Genomic DNA, 22370 nt, shown 5'->3' on the forward strand with positions numbered 1-22370 from the left:
TTTCTTTTGTAGTAGTTGACTACGTTGAAGCTACAGTTGATGGTGCTTCTGAAGTTGCTGATGAAGTTGAATCTACTGTTGATGGTGCTTCTGAAGTTGCTGATGAAGTTGAATCTACGGTTGATGGTGCTTCTGAGCTTGCTGATGAAGTTGAATCTACAGTTGAAGTTGTTGGAGCTTCAGAATCTGTGCTTGAAGCCTTAACAAGTACCCACTTACCATTTGAATAATAGTAATAATCGCCATTATCTTTCAAATAATAGTGAGTACCATTTTCATAACGGTAGTGAGGGTCATTTCTCAAAACCTCATAACCTGTCGTTGGTGTATTGTTAGAACCACTATTGTTGTTATTATAGTCACCACCACGAACCCAACGACCGTTATAGTTAACATAGTAGCTACCATCACTCAAGATGTAGTACAAATACCCATTGCTATAGCGGTAAGTACCTGATTCGTTGTAGTTGTTGTAACCAGGATTATAGTTGTTATAGTCATAATTATAGCCATAGTTATAGTTTGGATAGTAATTATTGTAACCGTAGTTATAGCCATAATTGTAATTATAGCCTGGATAATAACCATTGTATCCGTAGTTATAACCATAGTTTGGATAATAGTTGTTATACCATGGATTATAAGAATAGTTATTATAGTAACCTCGGCCATAATAACTATCGGCCTGTGCATGATCATTACCAACTATCGTTGGTGCTAATATTGCTGCCCCTAAAACAGCGCACGAAAATAGACGTAAACTTTTTCTCATTGTCTTCATCCCCTTTTTTAAAAACAAATATACCTTTTATAAGCAAGCGCTTACGCTTCTGTTTACACTTTAATTGTAGGAGATAATACTTCTATTGTCAAATTATTTTAATAATAGAAGTTTCTAAGAACAGACCAATAAAAAACTAACAATGAATGACTTTACTTTTACTTGTAAAAAATAATTGATCAGCTTTCTTTTACACTCTAAAGACAGGTGTTTAACAAAATAAAAAAGCCCTTAACATAAGGACTTTTAGCTTGACATTAACGATTATCAATATTTTCTGGGTAAAGATCGTGATTAAAGAGACGTTGCTCTGCCATCTTTTCATACTTAGTTTCTGGACGACCGTAATTATAATAAGGGTCAATCGAGATACCACCACGAGGTGTAAATTTACCCCAAACTTCCAAGTAACGAGGGTTCAAAAGCTCCACCAAATCTTTACCAATGGTATTAATACAGTTTTCATGGAAGTCTCCGTGATTACGGTAACTAAATAGGTAAAGCTTTAGAGATTTCGACTCAACGCAGAGCTGGTCTGGAATATAAGAAATATAAATATTTGCAAAATCAGGTTGCCCAGTAATAGGACAAAGTGATGTAAATTCTGGACAGTTGAATTTGATAAAGTAATCATTATCAGTATGACGATTATCAAAAGACTCCAAGACTTGTGGAGAGTATTCAAAAATATAAGGTGTCTCCTTATTACCAAGGAGAGTGAGGTTTTTCATTTCTTCTTGTTGTGACATTTTTCTTCCTTTATTGTTAATTTTTCTAGACCTTTATATGGTCAATTTTTAATCTAAATTTCTAATGTTAATCATTAAAAAAGTAAAAAAACTATCAATTCTAAGTTTATAGAATGTGAAGATTAGACTCCGCGCTCATTATCATAGAGTAGAGTATGAAGCTGAGGGAGAACACGCACATTGCCCCATGAGTCATCAGCAGCTACTGTCTCCCAAAGCTCTTTGAGGCGACCTAATTGATGTTGGACAATATTACCTTCTGCTTTCGGTTCAGGATTACCAGCCGAAAGAAACATGACATCTGGCTGATAACGTTCCTGAATCATTTTAGCAAAGGCTAAATCATCATCGTCAAAAACAGGAACTTTGAAGGTAACTTTATCAGGATCAAGTTGTGAAACAATAAAGTCAAGGGTTTCCATATTGACTTCCATCTTGGATGATGGTGGTTTAGGACTTAAGGTTACTTGATCAATATCCTTGAGCCACTCCTGCCAGCGAGAACCCTGAGTTTCAACGGCCAAAGTCACTCCTCTAGCCTTGAGTTTTGAAACGAGTTCAGCCATATTTGCCGCTAAAAGAGCTGGGTTTCCTCCAGACAGAGTAACATAGTCATAAGTTCCTAGCGCATCTAAAGCCTCAATAACTTCATCAGCTGTCATACGTGTTGGCTTCTCTGACCCATCCCAAGTAAAGGCAGAGTCACACCAATCACAATGGTAATCACATCCTGCTGTCCTTACAAACATGGTCTTTTGACCGATAGCTCGACCTTCCCCTTGAAAGGTCGGTCCAAAAACTTCAAGCACTGGTAGTTTGAGTACACGTTCTCTAGTCATCCAACCACTCCCGTCTAAACTCTGCAAAGGCTGTTGGTGTTTCATAAAGACGCACATATTCCAAACGAAGTCCTCTCTCCTCAGGCAGATGTTGACTCGTCGTCTGGAAAATCCAGAAAACCATATTTTCCGCAGTTGTATTCATATAAGGCAAAGTCTCATTGAGATAACGGTGATCTAACTGTGGTTCCAAATGGTCCTTATAAATGCTCTTTAGATCACCAAAATCGAAGGTCATGCCACGCTCATCCAAGTATCCACTTACTGCAATCTGAAGATGGTAGGTATGACCATGAAGTGATTTGCATTTGCCTTCATAATTAAAGAGATGGTGGGCAGCATCAAAAGTAAACTCTTTAGAAACCATTGTACGGTGAGGATTGTAAACCAAAGACTCACCTGTTTCTTTTTTGATTTCTTTCGGTGCAAAGAACATTAAGCTTCTCCTCTTTCTGCTAGATATTTTTCAAGGCCTTTTTGACGCAAGTGACAGGCTGGGCATTCTCCACAACCAGTTCCAATAATACCGTTATAGCAAGTTAGCGTTTTTTCACGAACATAGTCAAAAGCTCCTAGTTGGTCAGCCAAAGCCCAAGTCTCAGCCTTATCCAACCACATGAGTGGGGTTTGGATAACAAAATCATAGGCCATGGCAAGATTAAGTGTGACATTAAGCGATTTGACAAAAACATCACGACAGTCTGGATAACCAGAAAAGTCTGTCTCACATACACCCGTAACAATGTCAGTAATACCACGTTGCTTAGCTAGAACAGCTGCAAAAGAAAGGAAAAGATGATTACGCCCGTCCACAAAGGTATTAGGAACTTCACCTTCTTCTGCCTCAATCTCAATATCAGATGTTAAGGCATTTTCAGTGATTTGACCAAGCAAAGACATGTCCAAAACATGGTGTTTAAGCCTTTGTTCTTGCGCAATCTCTTTAGCTACTTCAATTTCCAGGCTATGACGTTGGCCATATGCAAAAGTAACTAATTCAACTGTTTCATAATGTTTTAGAGCCCAAAATAGGCAAGTAGTAGAATCTTGACCGCCACTAAAGACGACCAAAGCTGATTGACGTTTCATAATATTCCTCTTTATTCGTGATGTCTGAGACACATAAAAAGGCCCCTTGGGGGAGCCAAAAAAACGCCAGTAATGGTTTTTTTTAGCGATGGTGTCTCCCAAACATCGAAAATGATTTATCTTTAATAGTCTATCATAGTTGAGAAAAAAAGAAAAGAGCCAAGGCTCTCTTCATTAATCAATCTCAGCGATAACTTCGATTTCAATTTTAACATCTTTTGGCAAACGTGCCACTTCTACCGCAGAACGTGCTGGGAAATCAGATGTAAAGGCAGTTGCATACACTTCGTTAAATGGAACGAAATCGTTAATGTCACTTAGGAAGCAAGTTGTTTTGACAACGTGATCAAAGTCTGTACCTGCTTCCGCCAAAATAGCACCAACATTTTTAAGAACTTGTTCTGTTTGTTCTTGAATTGTTTCACCAATGATTTCACCTGTTTCTGGTGACAATGGTACTTGACCAGAAGCGAACAAAAGGTTGCCTACAATTTTACCTTGGACATAAGGTCCGATTGCTGCTGGTGCTTTATCAGTATGAATAGTTTTTGCCATGATAGTTCTCCTTTGACTAATATGTTGCTATTATAACAAAATATTCTGAAAATTGAAACATATAATTCCCAAAAGAAAAGAATCAGCGCTAGGCTAATCCTTCTCCTACTATTTCAGATACTTTTTAACATAGCTATAGTAGTCTGGTTTATCTTTTTTATTAAGTGCAAAGAGCATTTGACCCTTATGGGGCTCTTTCTCATCATTTGGTTCTAGAAAGAGAGCAACCTCTTTGGATTGAGTTGGGAAAAATACCGTATAAGTCGTCTCTTTCCCCTGATCTTTTACTTTAAGCGAATAATAGGTAAAGTCATCTTTAGACTTGGGACCATCCACTGTATAGTTATAATCCTGCTCACCAATCTTGACCTTATCTTTCTTGAAGACAATCGTATAATCCTTCTTTAAGGCATCTTGTGCATGCCATTCACCCTCTAGTGAGGGAGCAGACTTGCTGCAAGCTACTATTGAAACCATACAAAGTAAGGCCAAAAGACCAAGTAACCATCTTTTCATACTTTTGCACTCCTAAAGAATTTTACTTATGGTTTGATACGGTGCAACATACGTGGGAATGGAATAGCTTCACGGATGTGTTTTGTTCCAGCTACGAAAGTAACCATACGTTCAATACCGATACCAAAACCACCGTGTGGTACTGAACCATATTTACGTAGGTCAAGGTAGAATTCGTATTCTGAACGGTCCATTCCGAGTTCATCCATTTTAGCTACAAGAGCATCGTAGTCATCTTCACGCATTGAACCACCGATGATTTCACCATAACCTTCTGGAGCCAAAAGGTCTGCACAAAGAACGCGCTCAGGATTACCAGGAACTGGTTTCATGTAGAAGGCCTTGAAGCTTGCTGGATAATTAACAACGAATGTTGGAACACCAAAATAGTTAGAAATCCAAGTTTCGTGTGGTGAACCGAAGTCATCCCCATGTTCAAGGTGCTCGTAATCAGTATCTTCATCATTTTCATGTGCTTGAAGAAGATCGATAGCTTCATCATATGACACGCGCTTGAATGGCTCAGCAATGTATTTCTTAAGAAGATCTACATCACGTTCAAGGATTTCAAGAGCTTGTGGCGCACGATCAATAACACCTTGAATAAGAGCTTTAACATAAGCTTCTTGCAAATCAAGTGACTCATCATGTGACAAGAATGAATACTCAGCATCCATCATCCAGAACTCAGTCAAGTGACGACGTGTTTTTGATTTTTCGGCACGGAAAACAGGACCAAAGTCAAATACACGACCAAGAGCCATGGCACCAGCTTCAAGGTAAAGCTGACCAGATTGGCTTAGGTAAGCAGGTGTACCAAAGTAATCCGTTTCAAACAATTCCGTTGAATCTTCAGCTGCATTTCCTGACAAAATTGGACTATCAAATTTGATGAAACCATTTTTATCAAAGAATTCGTAAGTTGCGTAAATAATCGCATTACGAATTTGTTGGACAGCCATTTGTTTACGTGAACGCAACCAAAGGTGACGATTATCCATCAAGAAGTCAGTTCCGTGTTCTTTTGGTGTGATTGGGTAATCATGTGATTCACCGATGACTTCTACTGCTGTCACATCCAACTCGTAACCAAATTTTGAACGTTCGTCTTCTTTAACCACACCAGTCACATAAACTGATGTTTCTTGGCTAAGGCGTTTAACAGTATCAAATTTTTCAGTACCTTCTTCTTCACCGTATTTTTCGATGAAGTTAGGTTTGAAAGCTACCGCTTGGAAGAAGGCAGTTCCATCACGCAATTGAAGAAAGGCTAATTTTCCTTTACCTGATTTGTTAGCTACCCATGCACCGATAGTGATTTCTTCGCCCACGTATTTAGGCACATCAATAATTGAAACTAATTGTTTAGACATGTAATTACTTCTCTTTTCTTTTGATCTATATTAATTCTATTTTTCCATAAAGGCTTTGATTCGGCGGACTGCTTCTTTCAAAGTATCTAAGTCTGTTGCATAGCTAAGACGAATATTTTCAGGTGCGCCGAATCCTGCACCTGTTACCAAAGCGACTTCAGCCTCTTCAAGAATAGCGTTTGTAAAATCATTAACATTTGTGTAGCCCTTGACTTCCATCGCTTTTTTAACATTAGGGAAGAGGTAAAAGGCACCTTGAGGTTTGATGACTTCAAAACCAGGCACTTCAGCTAGGAGTGGATAAATCGTATTCAAACGTTCCTCAAAAGCTTGACGCATTTCTTCGATAGAAGACTGATCACCTGTTAAGGCTTCAATAGCAGCATATTGAGAAACTGCTGTAAGATTTGATGTCGTTTGACTGATAATCTTAGCCATACCTGAAATAATTTCTGGATCTCCGACAGCAAAACCAACACGCCAACCTGTCATAGCATAGGTCTTGGAAACACCATTAATCACGATTGTTTGCTTACGAATGGCATCTGAAAGACTTGAAATTGGAGTAAAGGTGTTGCCATTATAGACCAAACGGCCATAGATATCATCTGCTAAAATCAAGATATCGTGCTCAACCGCCCAGTCACCAATTGCTTGCAATTCTTCCTTACTATAAATCATTCCTGTTGGATTTGATGGAGAATTAAGCAAGACAACTTTAGTTTTTTCAGTACGGGCCGCTTCAAGTTGTTCAACCGTTGCTTTAAAGTGATTAGCTTCAGTCGTTTGGAAAGTGACCGGAACACCCTCAACCATTTTAACTTGGTCTACATAAGAAACCCAGCAAGGTGTTGGAATAATGACTTCATCACCAGGATTGATGACCGTAGCAAAGAAAGCATATAAGATAAACTTCGCACCAGTGCCGACAACAACCTCATTTGGTTTTACAGCATAGCCATAGAAGTTTTCCATGTAAGTGCTAATCGCATCCTTAAGTTCTGGAAGTCCAGAAGCTACGGTATAGAAACTTGCCTTACCATTTTCAATAGAGGCAATGGCAGCATCTTGAATATTCTTAGGTGTTACAAAATCTGGTTCACCAAGTGTCAAACTCAAGATATCACGTCCTTGAGCTTTAAGAGCTTTAGCACGCGCACTGGCAGCTAAAGTAACACTTTCTTCCATTTGTAATACACGATTTGATAATTTTGTCATTTCATTATAGTCCTTCCACTTTAATAACCTGACCTGAGATAAAATCAACCAGATAATACTGGGTTCCTGACTTCACTTCCCAAATAGGAGTTTTGCCATATTTTCCTAGGTGGACATAGGATATATCCTTAGCACCATAGGCCTTAGCAGCTTTCTTGGCCACTGACTTACTTATACCATCAGATTGCTTGTAAATATCAACCTCACCTGAATCATGACTCACGATAACAGCTAGTTTCTCACCTTGACCAGACTTTCCAAGAAGTCCGTAGTAGGTTGCCTCACCATGGTAGATATCAAATTCAGTAACAGTCTTAATATCTGCTTTGCTCTCTGCTATGGCAATAACCTTCTTTTCAGCGTCTACATAAGGCTTAGTCGCTACAATAAGAATAGCAGTCAAAGAGGCAATTAAGGTCACAACGATTACAATTATTCCAAAAATGAACTGTTGCTTTTTGGTCCAGGGTGAACGTTGTTTACGCATAATGCCTCCTAAAAAAGTTTCTGAATTTATTATATCAGAAAATGATAAATCTTTACATAGCAATATAGCTAGTATTGAGCAATTAAGTCTATCTTTTTTATAAGTCAGTAAAATTTATGAAACCTAAGTAATCTTAGAAAAGGTTGGTTTTAAAAAGTTAACTTTCTTGTTCTAAGAAATCCTGAATATCCTCTTTGACTTCCTCGAACTTAGCGTGCTTAAGCGCAACTTCTTGTGTCACTTCTTTTAGAAATAGTTTTCCATAACTCTTAACGAGCGGGCGATTATCCATAAGAAGAATAGCCGAGCGCTGTTCTGGACGTCTCTGAGCACGCCCAATAGCTTGTTTAAAACGTAAAACCGTCATGGGAAGACTGTAACTATCAAATGTGCTCTTTCCTTGCTTAGAAAACCAAGATTCAATCTTTTGATAGAATGGATCCTTAGGATTGTCAAACGGCAGACGTGCAATAACCTCAATTACCCTATCTTGTTGGGCAAAGTCCACACCTTCCCAGAACGCCCCCATACCCAGAAGGAGATTGGTCTCACCTCTATCAAAACGTTTTTTGACATTAAAAGCAGTCCCATTTTTCTCTTGAGTTAGGTGACGAACTTCCCTATGATCCAATAAATCTGAAACAGCCATCATACTCTTTCGAGACGTGAATAGTACTAAAATTGGATATTCCATTTCAGATAGCTTCTGGAGACGCTTTGCAAGAGCAACTTCATACTCTTCCTCAGAAGCAATACCAATCATAGGCATACTTTGATCAATCCAAATAGCTTGATTGGGTAAAGTGTCCATTGGGAGGCTAACCTTGCGTACCTGTTTTAAGCCCAACAAATCAGCCACATCAACATCAGGTCCTACATCAATAGTTGCTGAAACAATTATCACTTTTTGAGCACTTGGTAGATAAGCTGAAAGCTCTAAGAGCTCTTGACGTGACGCCTTTAAATAGGTCACCCGATGTTCCTGATAATAGTCTGTTTCAAGCCAGAAATGACTGTAAAGAGGTGTCTTAAGTGGAGACAACATCTCCATCAAATCACTTTCACCTTCCAGTTCAGAAATGGTTTGTAGCAAACGTTCTAATTGCTGGCGATTATACTGCTTCTGAGGAAATTGTTGATGTTCTTGGATTAGATGGCTAACTTCAAACTGCAAATTTTCGAGCAAGCGTTGTTGAAGCAGGGTTTGACTACCACTATCAAGAATTCGATGAATATGTTGCAAAAGGACCGTAAGATTGACTTGATGACGTGAAAATTGTTCCAAAGCCAGAACCATCTTTTGTCCCTCATCAATCACAAGAGTCTTTCCTCGAACAAAATCATGATCATCTTCCATACGTCTCAAAAGATAAGCATGATTGGTCACAACTACCCTTGCTTCTTGGGCTTTTTGATAGGACTGTTGCCAGAAATCATATTCAGTAAAAAGACTGTCAGCTTTTAGCTTACCATCGTGCTTAATCTCATCGAAATAAGCCATATAGCGCTGCTTTTGTCTGATTTCGTCAAGATCCCCTGTCTCTGTTTCAGTCAACCAAACCAAGAGTTGCATTTTGTAACGATTAATCAAACGGTTACTATCCTGACGAAGTAAGGTCTGGTAGAATGCATCTAATTTGATATAATTCTGAGGTCCTTTGAGACTATGAAAGTTAATATTAAAGACATCCGATAAGGCTTTAGCTTCCTGATTCATAATCTGATTTTGAAGGAGCTTGGTCGGAACAGCCACCACCACTTTATCTACATCAGACTGTGCCAACAAGGGAAGCAAATAGCCATAGGTTTTCCCGATTCCAGTCTGAGCCTGAATCATGGAAATATCAGTATTATCAAGCTCCCTTCTTACTGCCTCAGCAAACTCTCTTTGTTTAGGTCTTGATTCCAAATCCAAGAGAGCAATATTGGTAGCAAAATCTTGAGACAGTTTTCGTTCTGCCTTATTAGTCAAAGGTCTACGAAGAACAATTCCAGATTCTTCAAGCATGACATATTCTTTTGATAGACCTAAATTTTGACCTCTTATAGCATCACGAATAACCAACTCAGTTTCAAAAAGAAGATTATCTGAAAAGGTCAAAAGCATCTCAATGGTCTGTCTAGGTAAGCTAGCAATCTTATCCATCAAATGAAACAAAAGCTGTCCGGTCGCTCTCGCATCTTCAATAGCTGTATGGGCCTGAGCTAGGTCAAGATTAAGAACCTTGGATAAATGAGATAGCTTATATTGTTCTAACGTCGGATAAAAGACCTGAGCCAATTCGACAGTATCCACACGAGGAGTCCTTAGTTCGAAGCCCTCCATGAAAAGAGCCTCTGCAAGCAAATTGGCATCAAATTTAACATTATGGGCAACAAAAATACAGTCCTCAATCAGTTCAAAAATGGTTCTAGCAATTTCTGAGAAATCTGGGGCTTGAGCCAACTGCTGATCGGTAATCCCTGTTAAATGAATAATGTGATCATCTAGTTCTTGGTGTGGGTTAACATCACTCGCAAATTCGTCAATCACCTGACCATTTTGCATGACGACAATTCCCACCTGTATAATACTAGCCGTTGACGAAGCGGAGGTTGCTTCCAAGTCAACAATGGCATATTTATTCGTGTTTTTTTCACTCATAGTGACCTTATTATAGCATATCCAAAGCCCCAAAAAAAGACAAAGCCATCATTCTGATATTGGAAAAAGCCTGAAATTCGTGCTACACTAGAGCTATGAAAATAAGACGAATTTTAAATCCTGTTGCCCAGGAAAACACCTATATTTTAGAAAACGATACAGCTTGTCTAGTCATTGATCCGGGAAGTGATACTTCTGCTATCTTAGCTGAGCTTAAAGCAAGTGATAAACCTGTTGCTGCTATCCTCTTGACACATACACACTACGATCACATTATGAGTGTTGAGGCAGTCCGTCAAGCTTATAATTACCCTCCTGTTTATGTTGCAGAGGCTGAAAAAGACTGGTTGATGAATCCTATTGATAATTTATCGGGACTTCCACGTCATGACGATATGGAAGACGTTATTGTCAATCCAGCAGAATACTACTTCGATTTCACTCAGGACTATAAAATCGAGGATTTCCAGTTTAAAGTTGTTCCAACCCCAGGACATTCTATCGGAGGCATTTCTTTAATTTTCGATGAAGAAGAAATCGTCTTTTCTGGTGATGCCCTCTTTAAAGAAACAATTGGACGCTGGGACCTCCCAACAGGAAACCACGATCAGTTACTCACTAGTATTCGAGAGCAACTCTTCACCCTTCCTAACCACTACAAGGTATTCCCCGGACACGGTTGGGACACTACTATAGGCCACGAAAAAAACTTTAACCCACATTTTTCATAAGAATAAAAGCTCAGCAAACTATAAAGCTGGGCTTTTTACATGCATAAAAAAGAAGGTCTAAAGACCTTCTTACTTGAAATACTAGATTGTATTTATTTAGATTTGATATAGTTAACACCATCAGCTTTTGGTGCTACTGCTTTACCAAAGAATGCAGCCAAGACAATAATTGTCAAGACATATGGTGCAATTTGCAAGTAGACATTTGGTACATGTGAAATAAGCGGAAGTTGTTTCCCGATAATTGCCAATGATTGTGACAAACCGAAGAATAAACTTGAGAGCATAGCTCCAACTGGATTCCAACGACCAAAAATCATAGCAGCCAAGGCGATGAAACCAGGACCTGCAATTGTTGTAACAGCAAAGTTGTTAGAGATGGATTGAGCATAAACTGCACCACCAACACCACCAAGGAATCCTGAAATCATGACACCATAGTAGCGCATACGGTAAACATTAATACCAAGTGTATCCGCTGCCTGTGGGTGCTCACCTACTGAGCGAAGACGCAAACCAAAGCGAGTCTTGAAGATAACCCACCAAGACACAACTGAAACCAAAATCGCTACATATGCAATCAAGGAAACGTTCGTAAAGAAGACTTTACCCAAGACTGGAATGTGGCTCAAAATTGGAAATGATACAGTTTTAAAGTTATGGCTAATAGCTGGTGTTTGGCCGGCACCAAAGATAACACGTGTCAGAAAGACTGCTAAAGATGGAGCAATCAAGTTCAATACCGTACCAGAGACAACATGATCCGCACGGAAATTAATGGTCGCAACCGCGTGGAGCAATGAGTAAACAAGACCAATAAGACCTGCTACAATTGCGGCAATCCAAGGAGTTGCATCACCAAAACTATCTGCAAAATTCAAGTTAAAGAGAACACCTGCGAAGGCTCCAATAACCATGATTCCCTCAAGACCGACATTTACGATACCGCCTCGTTCAGAGAAAGTACCACCGATACTTGTGAAAATCAATGGTGCTGAGTATTTCAGCATAGAGGCAACAATCAAGGCTAAAATTGTAATGAAGTCCATATTAGTTTTGTCCTCCTTTAGCTTTCACTGACTTTTGACGAGGGCGAACCCAATATCTAATAATATAGTTAGCACCGACAAAGAAGATAATCAAAGCAGATACAACGTCGATAACTTCAGGAGGCACACCAATCATACCACTCTTACCTACAGACAAGACACCATAAAGAAGGGCAGCAAACGGAATACCAATAGGTGAATTAGTAGCCAAAAGAGCAACCGCCATACCGTTCCAACCAATTGCCAATGAAGAGTTTTGAACAAAGGCATTTTGGAAGGTACCAAGTCCTTCTACTGTTCCTCCAAGTCCACAAAGGGCACCTGAAATAATCATAGACATGATAATAACACGTTTTGATGACATCCCTGCATATTCAGATGCATGAGGGTTAAGACCTACAGATGTAATTTCAAAACCAGTTGTTGTTTTCTTGAGCATGAACCAAACAAGGAAAACTGCTGCAAGAGCAAGGAAGAAACCAATATTAAAACGTGAGCCACCGGTTAGAGAGGATAAGAATTCTGTTTGATAGCTTGCAGAGGCTGCGACCTTATTAGATGCTTCTGATGAACGTAACATGTCGGCTGTAAAACCAAATCGAACAATATTGTTTGCTACATACAAAATGATGTAGTTCATCATGATGGTAACAATGACCTCACTAGTTCCCAAGTAAGCACGAAGAATACCCGGAATTGCACCAGCGATACCACCAGCTACTAGACCGATGATTACTGTACAGAAAACTGAAACTACTTTTGGTAATTCTGGAAATGATAATGCAAACCATACAGCCGAAGTCCAACCTGCTAAAGCCTGACCAGGCAAACCAACGTTAAAGAAACCAGCTTTAGATGCTACAGAAAATCCGAGTGCGATAAGAATCAAGGGACTCATGGCACGAAGAATTTCACCAATATTTTTCAAAGAACCGAAGGCTGTACTGAAGAGATCATAGTAAGCCCAGAATGGATCGTAACCAAAGATTAACATCAATACGGCCCCGATCAACATTCCCAAGAGGACAGCAATCAAAGGAACTGCCCAATTTTGTGTTTTCTTAGACATTTGCTTCCTCCTTATTCAATTGTCCACCAGCCATTAGGATACCAAGATCTTGCTTATTCGTTTCAGCAGGATCTAAGATACCTTGAATTGCACCATCATAGATAACTGCAATTCTGTCTGACATATCAAGAATTTCATCCAATTCAAAGCTGACAACAATAACAGCCTTACCTTTATCACGTTCAGCGATAATACGTTTACGGATGTATTCAATGGCACCTACGTCAAGACCACGAGTTGGTTGACTGACAATAAGAAGCTCTGGGTCACGGTCAATTTCACGGGCGATAACAGCTTTTTGTTGGTTACCACCAGACAGGTCACCACCAGCAATCAACTCTCCAGCACCACGAACGTCAAATTCTTCCATCAATTCTCGAGCTTTAGCATTGATAACATTATAGTTCAAGATACCATTTTTCGAATTTGGCTCCTTGTAGTAGGTTTGAAGGGCAATATTTTCAGCTACTGTCATTTCAAGAACCATACCGTCACGGTGACGGTCTTCAGGAATATGACCAACACTCATCTCTGTAATCTGACGAGTTGTCTTATGAATAATAGATTCACCCTTGATGGTAATGTCACCAGACTTAACTTTACGTAGTCCAGTAATCGCTTGAACAAGCTCTGTTTGACCGTTACCATCAATACCGGCAATACCGATGATTTCACCCGCACGAACATCTAAAGATAAGTTCTTAACGGCAGGAACACCACGGTTCTCATTAACCACCAAATCTTTAATAGAAAGAACAACTTCTTTTGGATTTGAAGGAATTTTTTCTGTTTTAAAGGAGACATGACGACCAACCATCATTTCGGCCAAGTCAGCATTTGTTGATCCTTCAATTGTCACTGTATCAATTGATTTACCACGACGGATAACTGTGACACGGTCAGAAACCGCACGAATCTCATCCAATTTATGGGTGATAAGGATAATTGACTTGCCTTCTTTGACCAAGGTTTTCATGATGTTTAGAAGTTCAGTAATTTCAGACGGAGTCAATACCGCAGTCGGTTCATCGAAAATCAAAATATCAGCACCACGATACAGAGTCTTAAGGATTTCAACACGCTGTTGAGCACCAACAGAAATATCTGCCACCTTAGCTGTTGGATCTACCGCAAGACCATATCTTTCAGAGAGCTCAGTAATTTCCTTAATAGCCTTCTTCATATCAAGGACACCACCAGCTTTGGTTACCTCACTACCCAGGATGATATTCTCAGCAACTGTAAAAGCTTCAACCAACATAAAGTGTTGGTGAACCATCCCAATCCCCAATTTCGTTGCTTTCGAAGGTGAATCAATCGTCACCTCTTGTCCATTAACCTTAATAATCCCGCTTGTTGGCTGTAAAAGACCTGCAAGCATGTTCATTAAGGTTGACTTACCAGCACCATTTTCACCGAGGAGGGCATGGATTTCTCCTGGTCTCACATCAAGATTGATATGATCATTTGCCACAAATTCACCAAATTTTTTGGTAATATCGTGCATCTCAATGACATTTGGCTTCGTCATACAATCTCCTTTCAAGAATTATTTTTATATCAGCAAAGGGAAATATAAACTGCTTCCCTTTGCTGAGACAAAAATTGTCCCAGTTTAGATATTATGGATTATTTGCTAAGACCATCAGTTGGTTTCAATTCACCATTCTTGATTTGTTCTTTAGCTTTTTCTACTGCATCCTTGATATCAGAAGGAAGCTTAGATGTTACGATGTCAACACCACCATCTTTGATACCATAAGTCTTAGTAGAACCACCTTCAAATTTATCGCCTTTAAGTTGTCCGTTAGCGATATCTTTAACAACTGTACCAACTTTTTTGATTGTTGAAGTCAAAACAAAGTTAGATTTTTTCTTGTCTGAAGATGTATAGTTACCTTCTGCATTTTGGTCACGGTCAACACCGATTACCCAAACTTTCTTATCGCTGTCAGCATCAAGTTTTTCGTTAACTTCTTTAGCTGCTGTGAAGACACCAGTACCAGTACCACCAGCTGCTTGATAGATTACGTCAACGCCTGAAGCGTACATAGTTGAAGCAATTGTTGTACCTTTAGCAGCGTCTGAGAATGATTCAGCATATTGAACTTGTACATCGATGTCTGGTTTTACAGATTTAGCACCTGCTGTGAAACCAGCTTCAAAACGTGTAATTGTATCTGATGTTTGACCACCAATGAAACCAACTTTATTTGTTTTTGATTGCATTGCTGCTGCGATACCTGCAAGGTAAGCACCTTCGTTATCAGCAAACAAAACGCTCTCAACATTCTTTTGGTCTTTGATGACATCATCAATGATTACGTAGTTAACATCTTCATGTTCCTTAGCAGCATCTGAAACAGCATCATGAAGGGCAAAACCAACACCAAAGATGAGGTTGTAACCTTGGCTTTGAGCAGCTGACATATTGTTTGCAAAGTCAGACTCTGAGTTTGATTGGAAGTAAGTAAAGCCAGAATCTTTTTTAAGTTTGTTAGCTTTACCCCACTCTTGGAGTCCTTCCCATGCTGATTGGTTAAATGATTTATCATCTACCCCACCAGTATCTGTAACGATAGCAGCTTTAACTTTAGAATCAGCTGATGATCCACCGCGTCCGCCACGAGCACATGCTGCAAGACCAAGTGCTGCTACAGCAACAAGGCCAAGACCGATAATTTTCTTGTTCAATTTCATCTTGAACACTCCTCCTATAACTTGCAAGAAAACTTGCTTAATAAAGAATAAAACAACTAGACTATTGTAAGTCCGTAAAAGAGTATGGTAACAACTCTCCGACTGTCATCTCGACTGTCGATTTATCTTCAGCGATAAGAATCACTTTAGAATCGGATTTAAAAAATTCAACCATCACTTGGCGACAAGCACCACACGGTGAGATGGGCTCTTTGGTGTCTCCGTATACTGCGAGACATTCAAAGTCACGGTGTCCTTCAGATACCGCTTTAAAAATAGCCGTTCTTTCTGCACAATTGGTCAATCCAAAAGAGGCATTTTCTATATTGCAGCCTTGAAAGATTTCTCCATTTTTTGTAATCAAAGCCGCACCAACTCTAAACTTAGAGTAGGGAACATAGGCATTTTCTGCTGCCAATCGAGCTGCTTCTATCACTTGCTCTTTTTCAATAACTGTCATGACTTTCTTGCCCTTTCATTATGGCCACTCCTGACGAAGTACCAATACGGGTTGCACCAGCTTTGATAAAGGCTTTAGCCGCCTCAAGTGTACGTGCTCCACCAGATGCCTTGACTCCCATAATAGGACCAACAGCTTCTCGCATAAGTTCAATATTTTCAATGGTAGCACCACCAGTAGAAAACCCTGTAGATGTCTTCACAAAATCTGCACCTGCCAGTTTTGCTAATTGGCAAGCTTCGACCTTTTCTTCATCAGTCAATAGACAAGTTTCAATAATAACCTTCACAAGTTTTCTTCCACTAGCTTCAACAACAGCTTTAATATCGTCTTCAACTAATTTAAGATTTCTAGATTTAAGAGCACCGATATTGATTACCATATCAATTTCATCCGCCCCATTGGCAATAGCATCCTTGGCTTCAAAAGCCTTAACTGCAGAAGTCGATGCTCCCAAAGGAAAACCGATAACCGTACAAACTTTAACAGAACTATCTTTTAGCAATTCAGCTGCCGTTTTGACCCAAGTTGGATTAACACAGACGCTGGCAAACTCATACTTCTTAGCCTCATCAATTAAGGAAAGAATCTGTTCTTTATTAGCATCAGCTTTTAGTAAGGTATGGTCAATATAGCTATTAACAGACATAGACAAACTCCTTAATTAGATTTGGATTAAGGCCTAAGAAATAATTTTTAATATTTCATTTGGCTTTTTACACACTCTACCAATAATAACATTTTTTTCGAATTCAGTCAGCATTTTTTCAGATAAAATTTCTTGGCTATAGACCTTGGCAATAAGGTCTCCTTGAGTCACAGAATCGCCAACTTTCTTTTCAAATACAATTCCTGTTTCATAATTAAGACTATCTGACTTCGTAGCTCGACCTGCTCCTAATTGCATGGCAAATTTCCCAAATGCCATAGCAGGTAACTCTTTAATGTAACCTGTTTCATGAGCATGAATATCTGTCACGACAGGAGCACTGGTATGACGATAAAGATCGGTCAAATCACCACCTTGAGCTTGAATGAGTTCTTCAAACTTAGCAAGAGCTTTTCCACCCACTAAGTGCTGACGAATCTCTTCCTGACTAGCTTCAACCTGAGCTAAATCTAATAGAATCTCAGCCAACTCACAGATAAAGTCAGTGATATCTTCACGTCCCCTACCTTGCATAATTTCAATAGCCTCTGTGATTTCTAAACGGTTACCAATAGCCTTACCTAGTGGCTGGCTCATATCTGTAATAACTGCAATCGTTTCACGATTGACCTCATGACCTAGTGCAACCATGGTTTCAGACAACTTCTCAGCGTCAGACATATTTTTCATAAAAGCGCCTTGACCAACAGTAACATCCAGTAAAATCTTATCAGCGCCTGCTGCAATCTTTTTGGACATAACAGAGCTTGCGATTAGAGGAATGGAATCTACTGTTGCAGTGACATCACGCAAGGCATAAAGAAGTTTATCAGCCTTAACTAAATGCTCAGACTGACCAATGAGGGAAATTCCAATGTCTTTAACTTGCTGAATGAACTCTTCCTTGCTACGCTCAACCTGATAGCCTTTGATAGACTCTAATTTGTCAATCGTTCCACCTGTATGTCCAAGACCACGACCACTCATCTTAGCTACTGGAACACCAAAGCTAGCTACAAGTGGCATAAGGATGATGGTTACCTTATCGCCAACACCACCGGTCGAATGTTTATCTACCTTAACACCTGGAATTTCCGACAAATCATATTGTTCACCTGAAGCAACCATATCAGTGGTCAAATCATGGATTTCACGAATAGACATTCCTTGATAATAAATTGCCATCGCCAGTGCAGCTATCTGATAGTCTGGAATTTTCCCAGACACATAGCCATTAATGAGATATGAAATTTCCTCTGTGCTTAACTCGCCTCCATCTCTTTTCTTTTCAATTAAATCAACGGTTCTCATATTTTCTCACTTCTAAGGATATAATATCCTTTATCCTTTTTAACGACTTCAGCATTACCAAACACATCCTCCATCTTAGCTTTAGCTGACGGAGCTCCTTGTTTTTTCTGAATAACAATAGTTAGGTTACCACCTTGATTGAGATAATCATATGCCTCCTCAATAACTTGATGAACCACCTTCTTGCCAGCACGGATAGGTGGATTAGAAATAATATAGTCAAAACTTCCAGTAACATTTTCATAGACATTCGATTGGAAAATAGTAGCTTCAACCTTATTTCGTTCAGCATTTTGTTTCGCTAAATCAATTGCCCTACTATTGATGTCAATCATTGTGACTTTGACTCCTTGTACCTTGGCCAAACTAATACCAAGAGGACCGTAGCCACAGCCCACATCTAATAGTGTGTTTCCAGCTTCCAAATCTAATGCACTCAAAAGCACTTGACTTCCATAATCAATCATTTTTTTAGAGAAAACCCCAGCATCCGTATAAAACTGAAAACTTTCTCCTAACAAATTTACCTTTAAATCATGAATATCGTGAGCCGCATCTGGCGTCTCAGCATAATACATTTTTGACATTATTTTTTCCTTCTAGATAGTCTTTTCCCTTTATCGTATCATAAATACCAAAGTAAGGCTAGTGATATGATAAGGCTTACATTCCGGCTTTTTTTCTGCTATAATGTTAGCTATGTTAAATGAATTTATCAATTTCGAAACGATATCACGTAAGGAGTGGCAACGCCTTCATAAAGAAGGTAATGCCCCATTGACTGCGGAAGAACTTGATTCCATTCGTAGCCTTAATGACAAGATCGATGTGCAAGAAGTTAGTGATATTTATCTTCCCCTTATCAATCTCATTCGTATCTATCAGAAAACGGCCAATGATTTAACCTTTTCTAAGAGTATCTTTTTACAAAAATCACAGACTAACCGTCCATTTATTATTGGGGTATCTGGTTCAGTTGCTGTTGGCAAATCCACTACCAGTCGTTTGCTTCAACTCTTGTTGCAGCGTACCTTTCCCCAATCTAATGTTGAACTTGTGACAACTGATGGCTTTCTCTATCCTAACCAAACCTTGAAAGAAAAAGGCATCCTTAATCGTAAGGGCTTCCCTGAGTCCTACGATATGCCACTTCTTCTCAACTTTTTAGATACTATAAAAAATGGTGGTGATGTCAATATTCCTGTTTACTCTCATGAAATTTATGATATTGTACCAGGACTTACCCAAGAAATCAGACAGCCCAATTTTCTAATTGTCGAAGGGATTAATGTTTTCCAGAACCCTATTAACCAACGACTTTACATGAGTGACTATTTTGATTTTTCTCTCTACATTGACGCTGAAGTTAATAATATCGAATCCTGGTATCTCGAACGTTTTCAAACCCTTCTTGAGCTCGCCAAAAAAGATGAAAATAACTACTACCATCGTTTCACTAAATTTAGTAAGGATGAAGCTTTATCTTTAGCACAAAAAACCTGGCGTGATATCAATTTGGTTAACCTGGAAAATTATATCGAACCTACACGAAGTCGAGCTGAACTGATTCTTCACAAGGGAGACAATCATAAAATCGACTTCATCCACTTAAAAAAATAGAAAAAGCTTGCCAAGGGGCCTAAAATAACGTATAATGACATAGTTAGATAAATTTTGGAGGTGAAAACATTGGCAAATATTAAATCAGCTATCAAACGCGCTGAACTTAACGTTAAACAAAACGAAAAAAACTCAGCTCAAAAATCAGCTTTGCGTACTGCTATTAAAGCATTCAACGCTAACCCAACTGAAGAAGCTTACCGTGCTGCATCAGCTAGCATCGATAAAGCCGCTTCTAAAGGTTTGATTCATAAAAACAAAGCAAGCCGCGATAAATCACGTCTTGCAGCTAAATTGGCTAACTAATTGAAAGCTCCATTTAGGAGTTTTTTTATTACCCAAAAAACCTGCTAGCTTATCGCCTAGCAGGTTTTCTTTATTAATTAAACTCCAGTAATCTTAACTTCAAAAATCGTTCCCTTTGGTTGATTATCTTTAACAACAATTGTTCCTTTTAGGGCTAAAACAATTTGTTGCGCTAGGGATAAGCCAAGTCCAAACCCACCTTTTTGTCTGGTTCTAGCCTTATCTACGCGATAAAAGCGATCAAAGATTTTTTTCTTATCACTATCTGATATTCCAGGACCATTATCAGCTACAGAAATATAAAGATGGCGGTCATTAGTGCGAACAGTAAAGGTAACATGTCCATCATCTTCCGTATATTTAATAGCATTATCAAATAAGATGGTCATTAACTGTTTCAATAACGTTTTATCAGTCTGGATTGGACGACCAACTTGGTTTTGAGCCGTGAAACCTTTCTCATTTTCTTCTGCAATCATGGCATAGTTGGTAAAGACTGTATCAAAGAAAGCAGGTTCTAAGGTTTCGATTTCTGGTTTAATACCATCGTCACGACGAGCCAAGTTCAAAAGATTAGTCGTCAAAAGACGCATGTTGCGTACTTCATCAAGGCTTGAAGCAATATTCTCTGAATTATCTAGAATGGTGCTCTCAGGCTTGCGGAAAAGAACTTCTAATCTGTTTTGAATCACAGCAAGCGGTGTCCGTAACTCATGGCTAGCATTCTCAACAAAAGCCTTCTGCTTCTCCAAGCTTTCCTGGATAGGACGTCTTGACCACTTAGCCAAATACATACTAGCCGCAACAGATAAAAGCCAGAAGAAACTCATCATGATGACAATTAGCTTAACATAACGTTCAGTGGCTTCTTCCAATTGAGTTGTATTAATCGCAATAACAAGGTACTTAGCATCAGGATAGAGGCTATTATCTACTTTTTCAGTAATCAGACGGTACTTTTCCGTTTGATCGAAATAATTCTGAGCACTTCCCTTGCTGATAACATCAATGTTATTTTTGTCTATTGGTAAATTGGATAAGCTTGAAAATTTATCAACGACATTGAGGACTTTTCCACTCTTATCAAGTACCAAGACACTGGTATTTGCCGCAACTGATAAATCGTGAGGAGCATCTTCTATCTTTGATTTCTTCTTAGGCTCTTTCTTAGAGTCACTCGAGTCAGATGTTTCAGCTGTCGACTCATTAGTATCATAGGCTTGGTAAATGGTTGTCGTATTATTTTGATCTACCTCAGAAGTCAGAAAAAGTTCCCGTTTTAGCATTTCCATTTCTAAATAAGAATTGGTTTTAGTGGCTGCCATTTTCAGACTAGAGTCCACATTGGAATAAACGCCGTAACTCAGAATCTGTAAAATCATGACAGTCATGATAAGGAAAATACCAGAAAAAGTGGCAAAGAAATGAATGAACGACTTAAATCCGTCTGACTTGATTCTCCTAAAGAGATAATTGAAAAATTTAGTCAGCATTCTTCAAAATATACCCCACACTTCTCAAGGTTTGGAGATTGGCAGCAAAGTCTGTTCCTTTAAGTTTCTTACGAATTTTAGAAACATAAACCTCAACAACTGATACTGTGGTATCACTATCAAATCCCCAAAGACGGTCAAAAATTTGTGACTTAGGCAAAATCACGTTTTGATTTTGTAAGAAGTAAACTAATAAATCAAACTCTTTACCAAGAAGTTCTACTTCTTTATCCCCCACAAAGATTGAATTTGTAGCAAGATTGACACGAACATCACCAAAAGAAAGTGTGTTTTGGTCAAATTTACCAGATCGTTTCAAAAGTGCTTGAATACGCATCTTCAACTCTTCTAAATAGAAAGGTTTGGTTAGATAGTCGTCTGCACCCAGTTCAAAGCCATGACCCTTATCATCTAGACTTTCCTTAGCCGTCATGATAAGTACAGGAGTTGTTACACCTTTTTCACGTAATTCTCTAAGAACCGTGAAACCATCTTTTTCAGGTAACATAAGGTCTAAAAGAATCAAATCATAGACGCCACTTTCAGCTTCGTAGAGACCTTCATCTCCATCAAAGACTTGCATCACATCAGCAAAGTCATCTAAAAAATCAAAAACTGAGTTCGACAAACTCAAATCATCTTCTACTAGTAGTATTTTAATCATAGTTATCCCCCTTGTTAGGTGTCAAAGATACAAATAACACTTTGACTAAGTTTTATCATTATATCTA

At 38.9% G+C, this 22370-nt stretch carries 24 protein-coding genes; 4 read left to right on the forward strand and 20 right to left on the reverse strand.

All coding sequences use genetic code 11. From position 1 onward, the window contains the following. Positions 1-230, forward strand: a 230-nt coding sequence (locus H7U01_RS10065; protein ID WP_398578375.1) for an alanine-zipper protein, incomplete at its 5' end; no start/stop codon positions are given. Positions 231-1038: 808 nt separating this feature from the next. Here H7U01_RS10065 and queF read toward each other — a convergent pair. The 10 genes from queF to H7U01_RS03080 form a co-directional block, all read right to left on the reverse strand. After that, positions 1039-1530, reverse strand: a complete 492-nt coding sequence (queF, locus tag H7U01_RS03035) for a preQ(1) synthase (RefSeq protein WP_201041093.1) — start codon at positions 1528-1530, stop codon at positions 1039-1041. A 122-nt stretch (positions 1531-1652) separates the two neighbouring features. After that, entirely contained in the window at positions 1653-2369 is a 717-nt protein-coding gene (queE, locus tag H7U01_RS03040; protein ID WP_201041094.1) for a 7-carboxy-7-deazaguanine synthase QueE, read from the reverse strand. Then, positions 2362-2805, reverse strand: a complete 444-nt coding sequence (queD, locus tag H7U01_RS03045; RefSeq protein ID WP_045772391.1) for a 6-carboxytetrahydropterin synthase QueD — start codon at positions 2803-2805, stop codon at positions 2362-2364. Before queD ends, queE begins: the two co-directional genes overlap by 8 nt. Then, positions 2805-3458 carry a 7-cyano-7-deazaguanine synthase QueC gene (gene queC, locus H7U01_RS03050; RefSeq protein ID WP_201041095.1) on the reverse strand — a complete coding sequence of 218 codons (654 nt, stop codon included), beginning with the start codon at positions 3456-3458 and terminating at the stop codon, positions 2805-2807. The genes queD and queC overlap by 1 nt, the downstream gene beginning before the upstream one ends. Before the next feature lie 174 nt (positions 3459-3632). Continuing rightward, the gene (locus H7U01_RS03055) at positions 3633-4013 is read right to left on the reverse strand and encodes a RidA family protein (RefSeq protein WP_002891112.1); all 381 of its coding nucleotides are present in this window, start codon (positions 4011-4013) and stop codon (positions 3633-3635) included. Between the two features lie 108 nt (positions 4014-4121). Further along, a complete protein-coding gene (locus tag H7U01_RS03060) occupies positions 4122-4529 on the reverse strand; it encodes a hypothetical protein (protein WP_070476107.1) in 408 nt (135 codons plus the stop codon). Between the two features lie 26 nt (positions 4530-4555). Then, a complete protein-coding gene (gene asnS / locus H7U01_RS03065; RefSeq protein ID WP_201041096.1) occupies positions 4556-5902 on the reverse strand; it encodes an asparagine--tRNA ligase in 1347 nt (448 codons plus the stop codon). 36 nt (positions 5903-5938) lie between these two features. Continuing rightward, entirely contained in the window at positions 5939-7120 is a 1182-nt protein-coding gene (locus tag H7U01_RS03070) for a pyridoxal phosphate-dependent aminotransferase (RefSeq protein ID WP_201041097.1), read from the reverse strand. A gap of 4 nt (positions 7121-7124) precedes the next feature. Next, a complete protein-coding gene (locus tag H7U01_RS03075) occupies positions 7125-7607 on the reverse strand; it encodes a DUF5590 domain-containing protein (protein WP_004182029.1) in 483 nt (160 codons plus the stop codon). 157 nt (positions 7608-7764) lie between these two features. Continuing rightward, positions 7765-10251, reverse strand: coding sequence for a bifunctional DnaQ family exonuclease/ATP-dependent helicase (locus H7U01_RS03080; RefSeq protein WP_201041098.1), 2487 nt, complete (start codon positions 10249-10251; stop codon positions 7765-7767). 95 nt (positions 10252-10346) lie between these two features. Here H7U01_RS03080 and H7U01_RS03085 point away from each other — a divergent pair, with 95 nt between their 5' ends. Beyond that, complete coding sequence (locus H7U01_RS03085; RefSeq protein WP_148512539.1) at positions 10347-10982, forward strand: MBL fold metallo-hydrolase; 636 nt, start codon at positions 10347-10349, stop codon at positions 10980-10982. 92 nt (positions 10983-11074) lie between these two features. Here the strand turns inward: H7U01_RS03085 and H7U01_RS03090 are convergent, their stop codons facing one another. The 8 genes from H7U01_RS03090 to H7U01_RS03125 all read right to left on the reverse strand — a co-directional run bounded on the left by H7U01_RS03090 (position 11075) and on the right by H7U01_RS03125 (position 18807). Then, a complete protein-coding gene (locus H7U01_RS03090; RefSeq protein ID WP_175057617.1) occupies positions 11075-12031 on the reverse strand; it encodes an ABC transporter permease in 957 nt (318 codons plus the stop codon). 1 nt (position 12032) lies between these two features. Continuing rightward, positions 12033-13100 (reverse strand): ABC transporter permease, encoded by a 1068-nt coding sequence (locus tag H7U01_RS03095; RefSeq protein WP_004182077.1) that lies wholly within the window; start codon positions 13098-13100, stop codon positions 12033-12035. Continuing rightward, on the reverse strand, positions 13093-14631 hold the full coding sequence (locus H7U01_RS03100; protein WP_004182049.1) for an ABC transporter ATP-binding protein: 1539 nt from the start codon (positions 14629-14631) through the stop codon (positions 13093-13095). The genes H7U01_RS03095 and H7U01_RS03100 overlap by 8 nt, the downstream gene beginning before the upstream one ends. A gap of 98 nt (positions 14632-14729) precedes the next feature. Next, the gene (locus H7U01_RS03105) at positions 14730-15794 is read right to left on the reverse strand and encodes a BMP family lipoprotein (protein ID WP_277619134.1); all 1065 of its coding nucleotides are present in this window, start codon (positions 15792-15794) and stop codon (positions 14730-14732) included. A 67-nt stretch (positions 15795-15861) separates the two neighbouring features. Continuing rightward, positions 15862-16260, reverse strand: coding sequence for a cytidine deaminase (locus H7U01_RS03110; protein WP_070438321.1), 399 nt, complete (start codon positions 16258-16260; stop codon positions 15862-15864). Next, the gene (deoC, locus tag H7U01_RS03115; protein ID WP_201041099.1) at positions 16247-16909 is read right to left on the reverse strand and encodes a deoxyribose-phosphate aldolase; all 663 of its coding nucleotides are present in this window, start codon (positions 16907-16909) and stop codon (positions 16247-16249) included. Before deoC ends, H7U01_RS03110 begins: the two co-directional genes overlap by 14 nt. Before the next feature lie 33 nt (positions 16910-16942). Further along, positions 16943-18220 carry a pyrimidine-nucleoside phosphorylase gene (locus H7U01_RS03120; RefSeq protein WP_110981456.1) on the reverse strand — a complete coding sequence of 426 codons (1278 nt, stop codon included), beginning with the start codon at positions 18218-18220 and terminating at the stop codon, positions 16943-16945. Beyond that, positions 18217-18807 carry a class I SAM-dependent methyltransferase gene (locus tag H7U01_RS03125; protein WP_110981457.1) on the reverse strand — a complete coding sequence of 197 codons (591 nt, stop codon included), beginning with the start codon at positions 18805-18807 and terminating at the stop codon, positions 18217-18219. The genes H7U01_RS03120 and H7U01_RS03125 overlap by 4 nt, the downstream gene beginning before the upstream one ends. Before the next feature lie 112 nt (positions 18808-18919). Between H7U01_RS03125 and coaA the strand changes: the two genes are divergently transcribed. Together coaA and rpsT are read left to right on the forward strand one after the other, a co-directional pair. Continuing rightward, positions 18920-19840 carry a type I pantothenate kinase gene (coaA, locus tag H7U01_RS03130; protein WP_201041100.1) on the forward strand — a complete coding sequence of 307 codons (921 nt, stop codon included), beginning with the start codon at positions 18920-18922 and terminating at the stop codon, positions 19838-19840. A 69-nt stretch (positions 19841-19909) separates the two neighbouring features. Next, positions 19910-20146, forward strand: a complete 237-nt coding sequence (gene rpsT, locus H7U01_RS03135) for a 30S ribosomal protein S20 (RefSeq protein WP_004182129.1) — start codon at positions 19910-19912, stop codon at positions 20144-20146. A 77-nt stretch (positions 20147-20223) separates the two neighbouring features. Here the strand turns inward: rpsT and H7U01_RS03140 are convergent, their stop codons facing one another. Further along, positions 20224-21639, reverse strand: a complete 1416-nt coding sequence (locus H7U01_RS03140; RefSeq protein WP_037620265.1) for a sensor histidine kinase — start codon at positions 21637-21639, stop codon at positions 20224-20226. Then, positions 21629-22303 carry a response regulator transcription factor gene (locus H7U01_RS03145; protein ID WP_021144033.1) on the reverse strand — a complete coding sequence of 225 codons (675 nt, stop codon included), beginning with the start codon at positions 22301-22303 and terminating at the stop codon, positions 21629-21631. Before H7U01_RS03145 ends, H7U01_RS03140 begins: the two co-directional genes overlap by 11 nt. Between the last annotated feature and the right edge of the window lie 67 nt (positions 22304-22370).

The sequence above is a fragment of the Streptococcus sp. 21.1 genome, assembly GCF_016648635.1.
Classification (GTDB): Bacteria; Bacillota; Bacilli; order Lactobacillales; family Streptococcaceae; genus Streptococcus.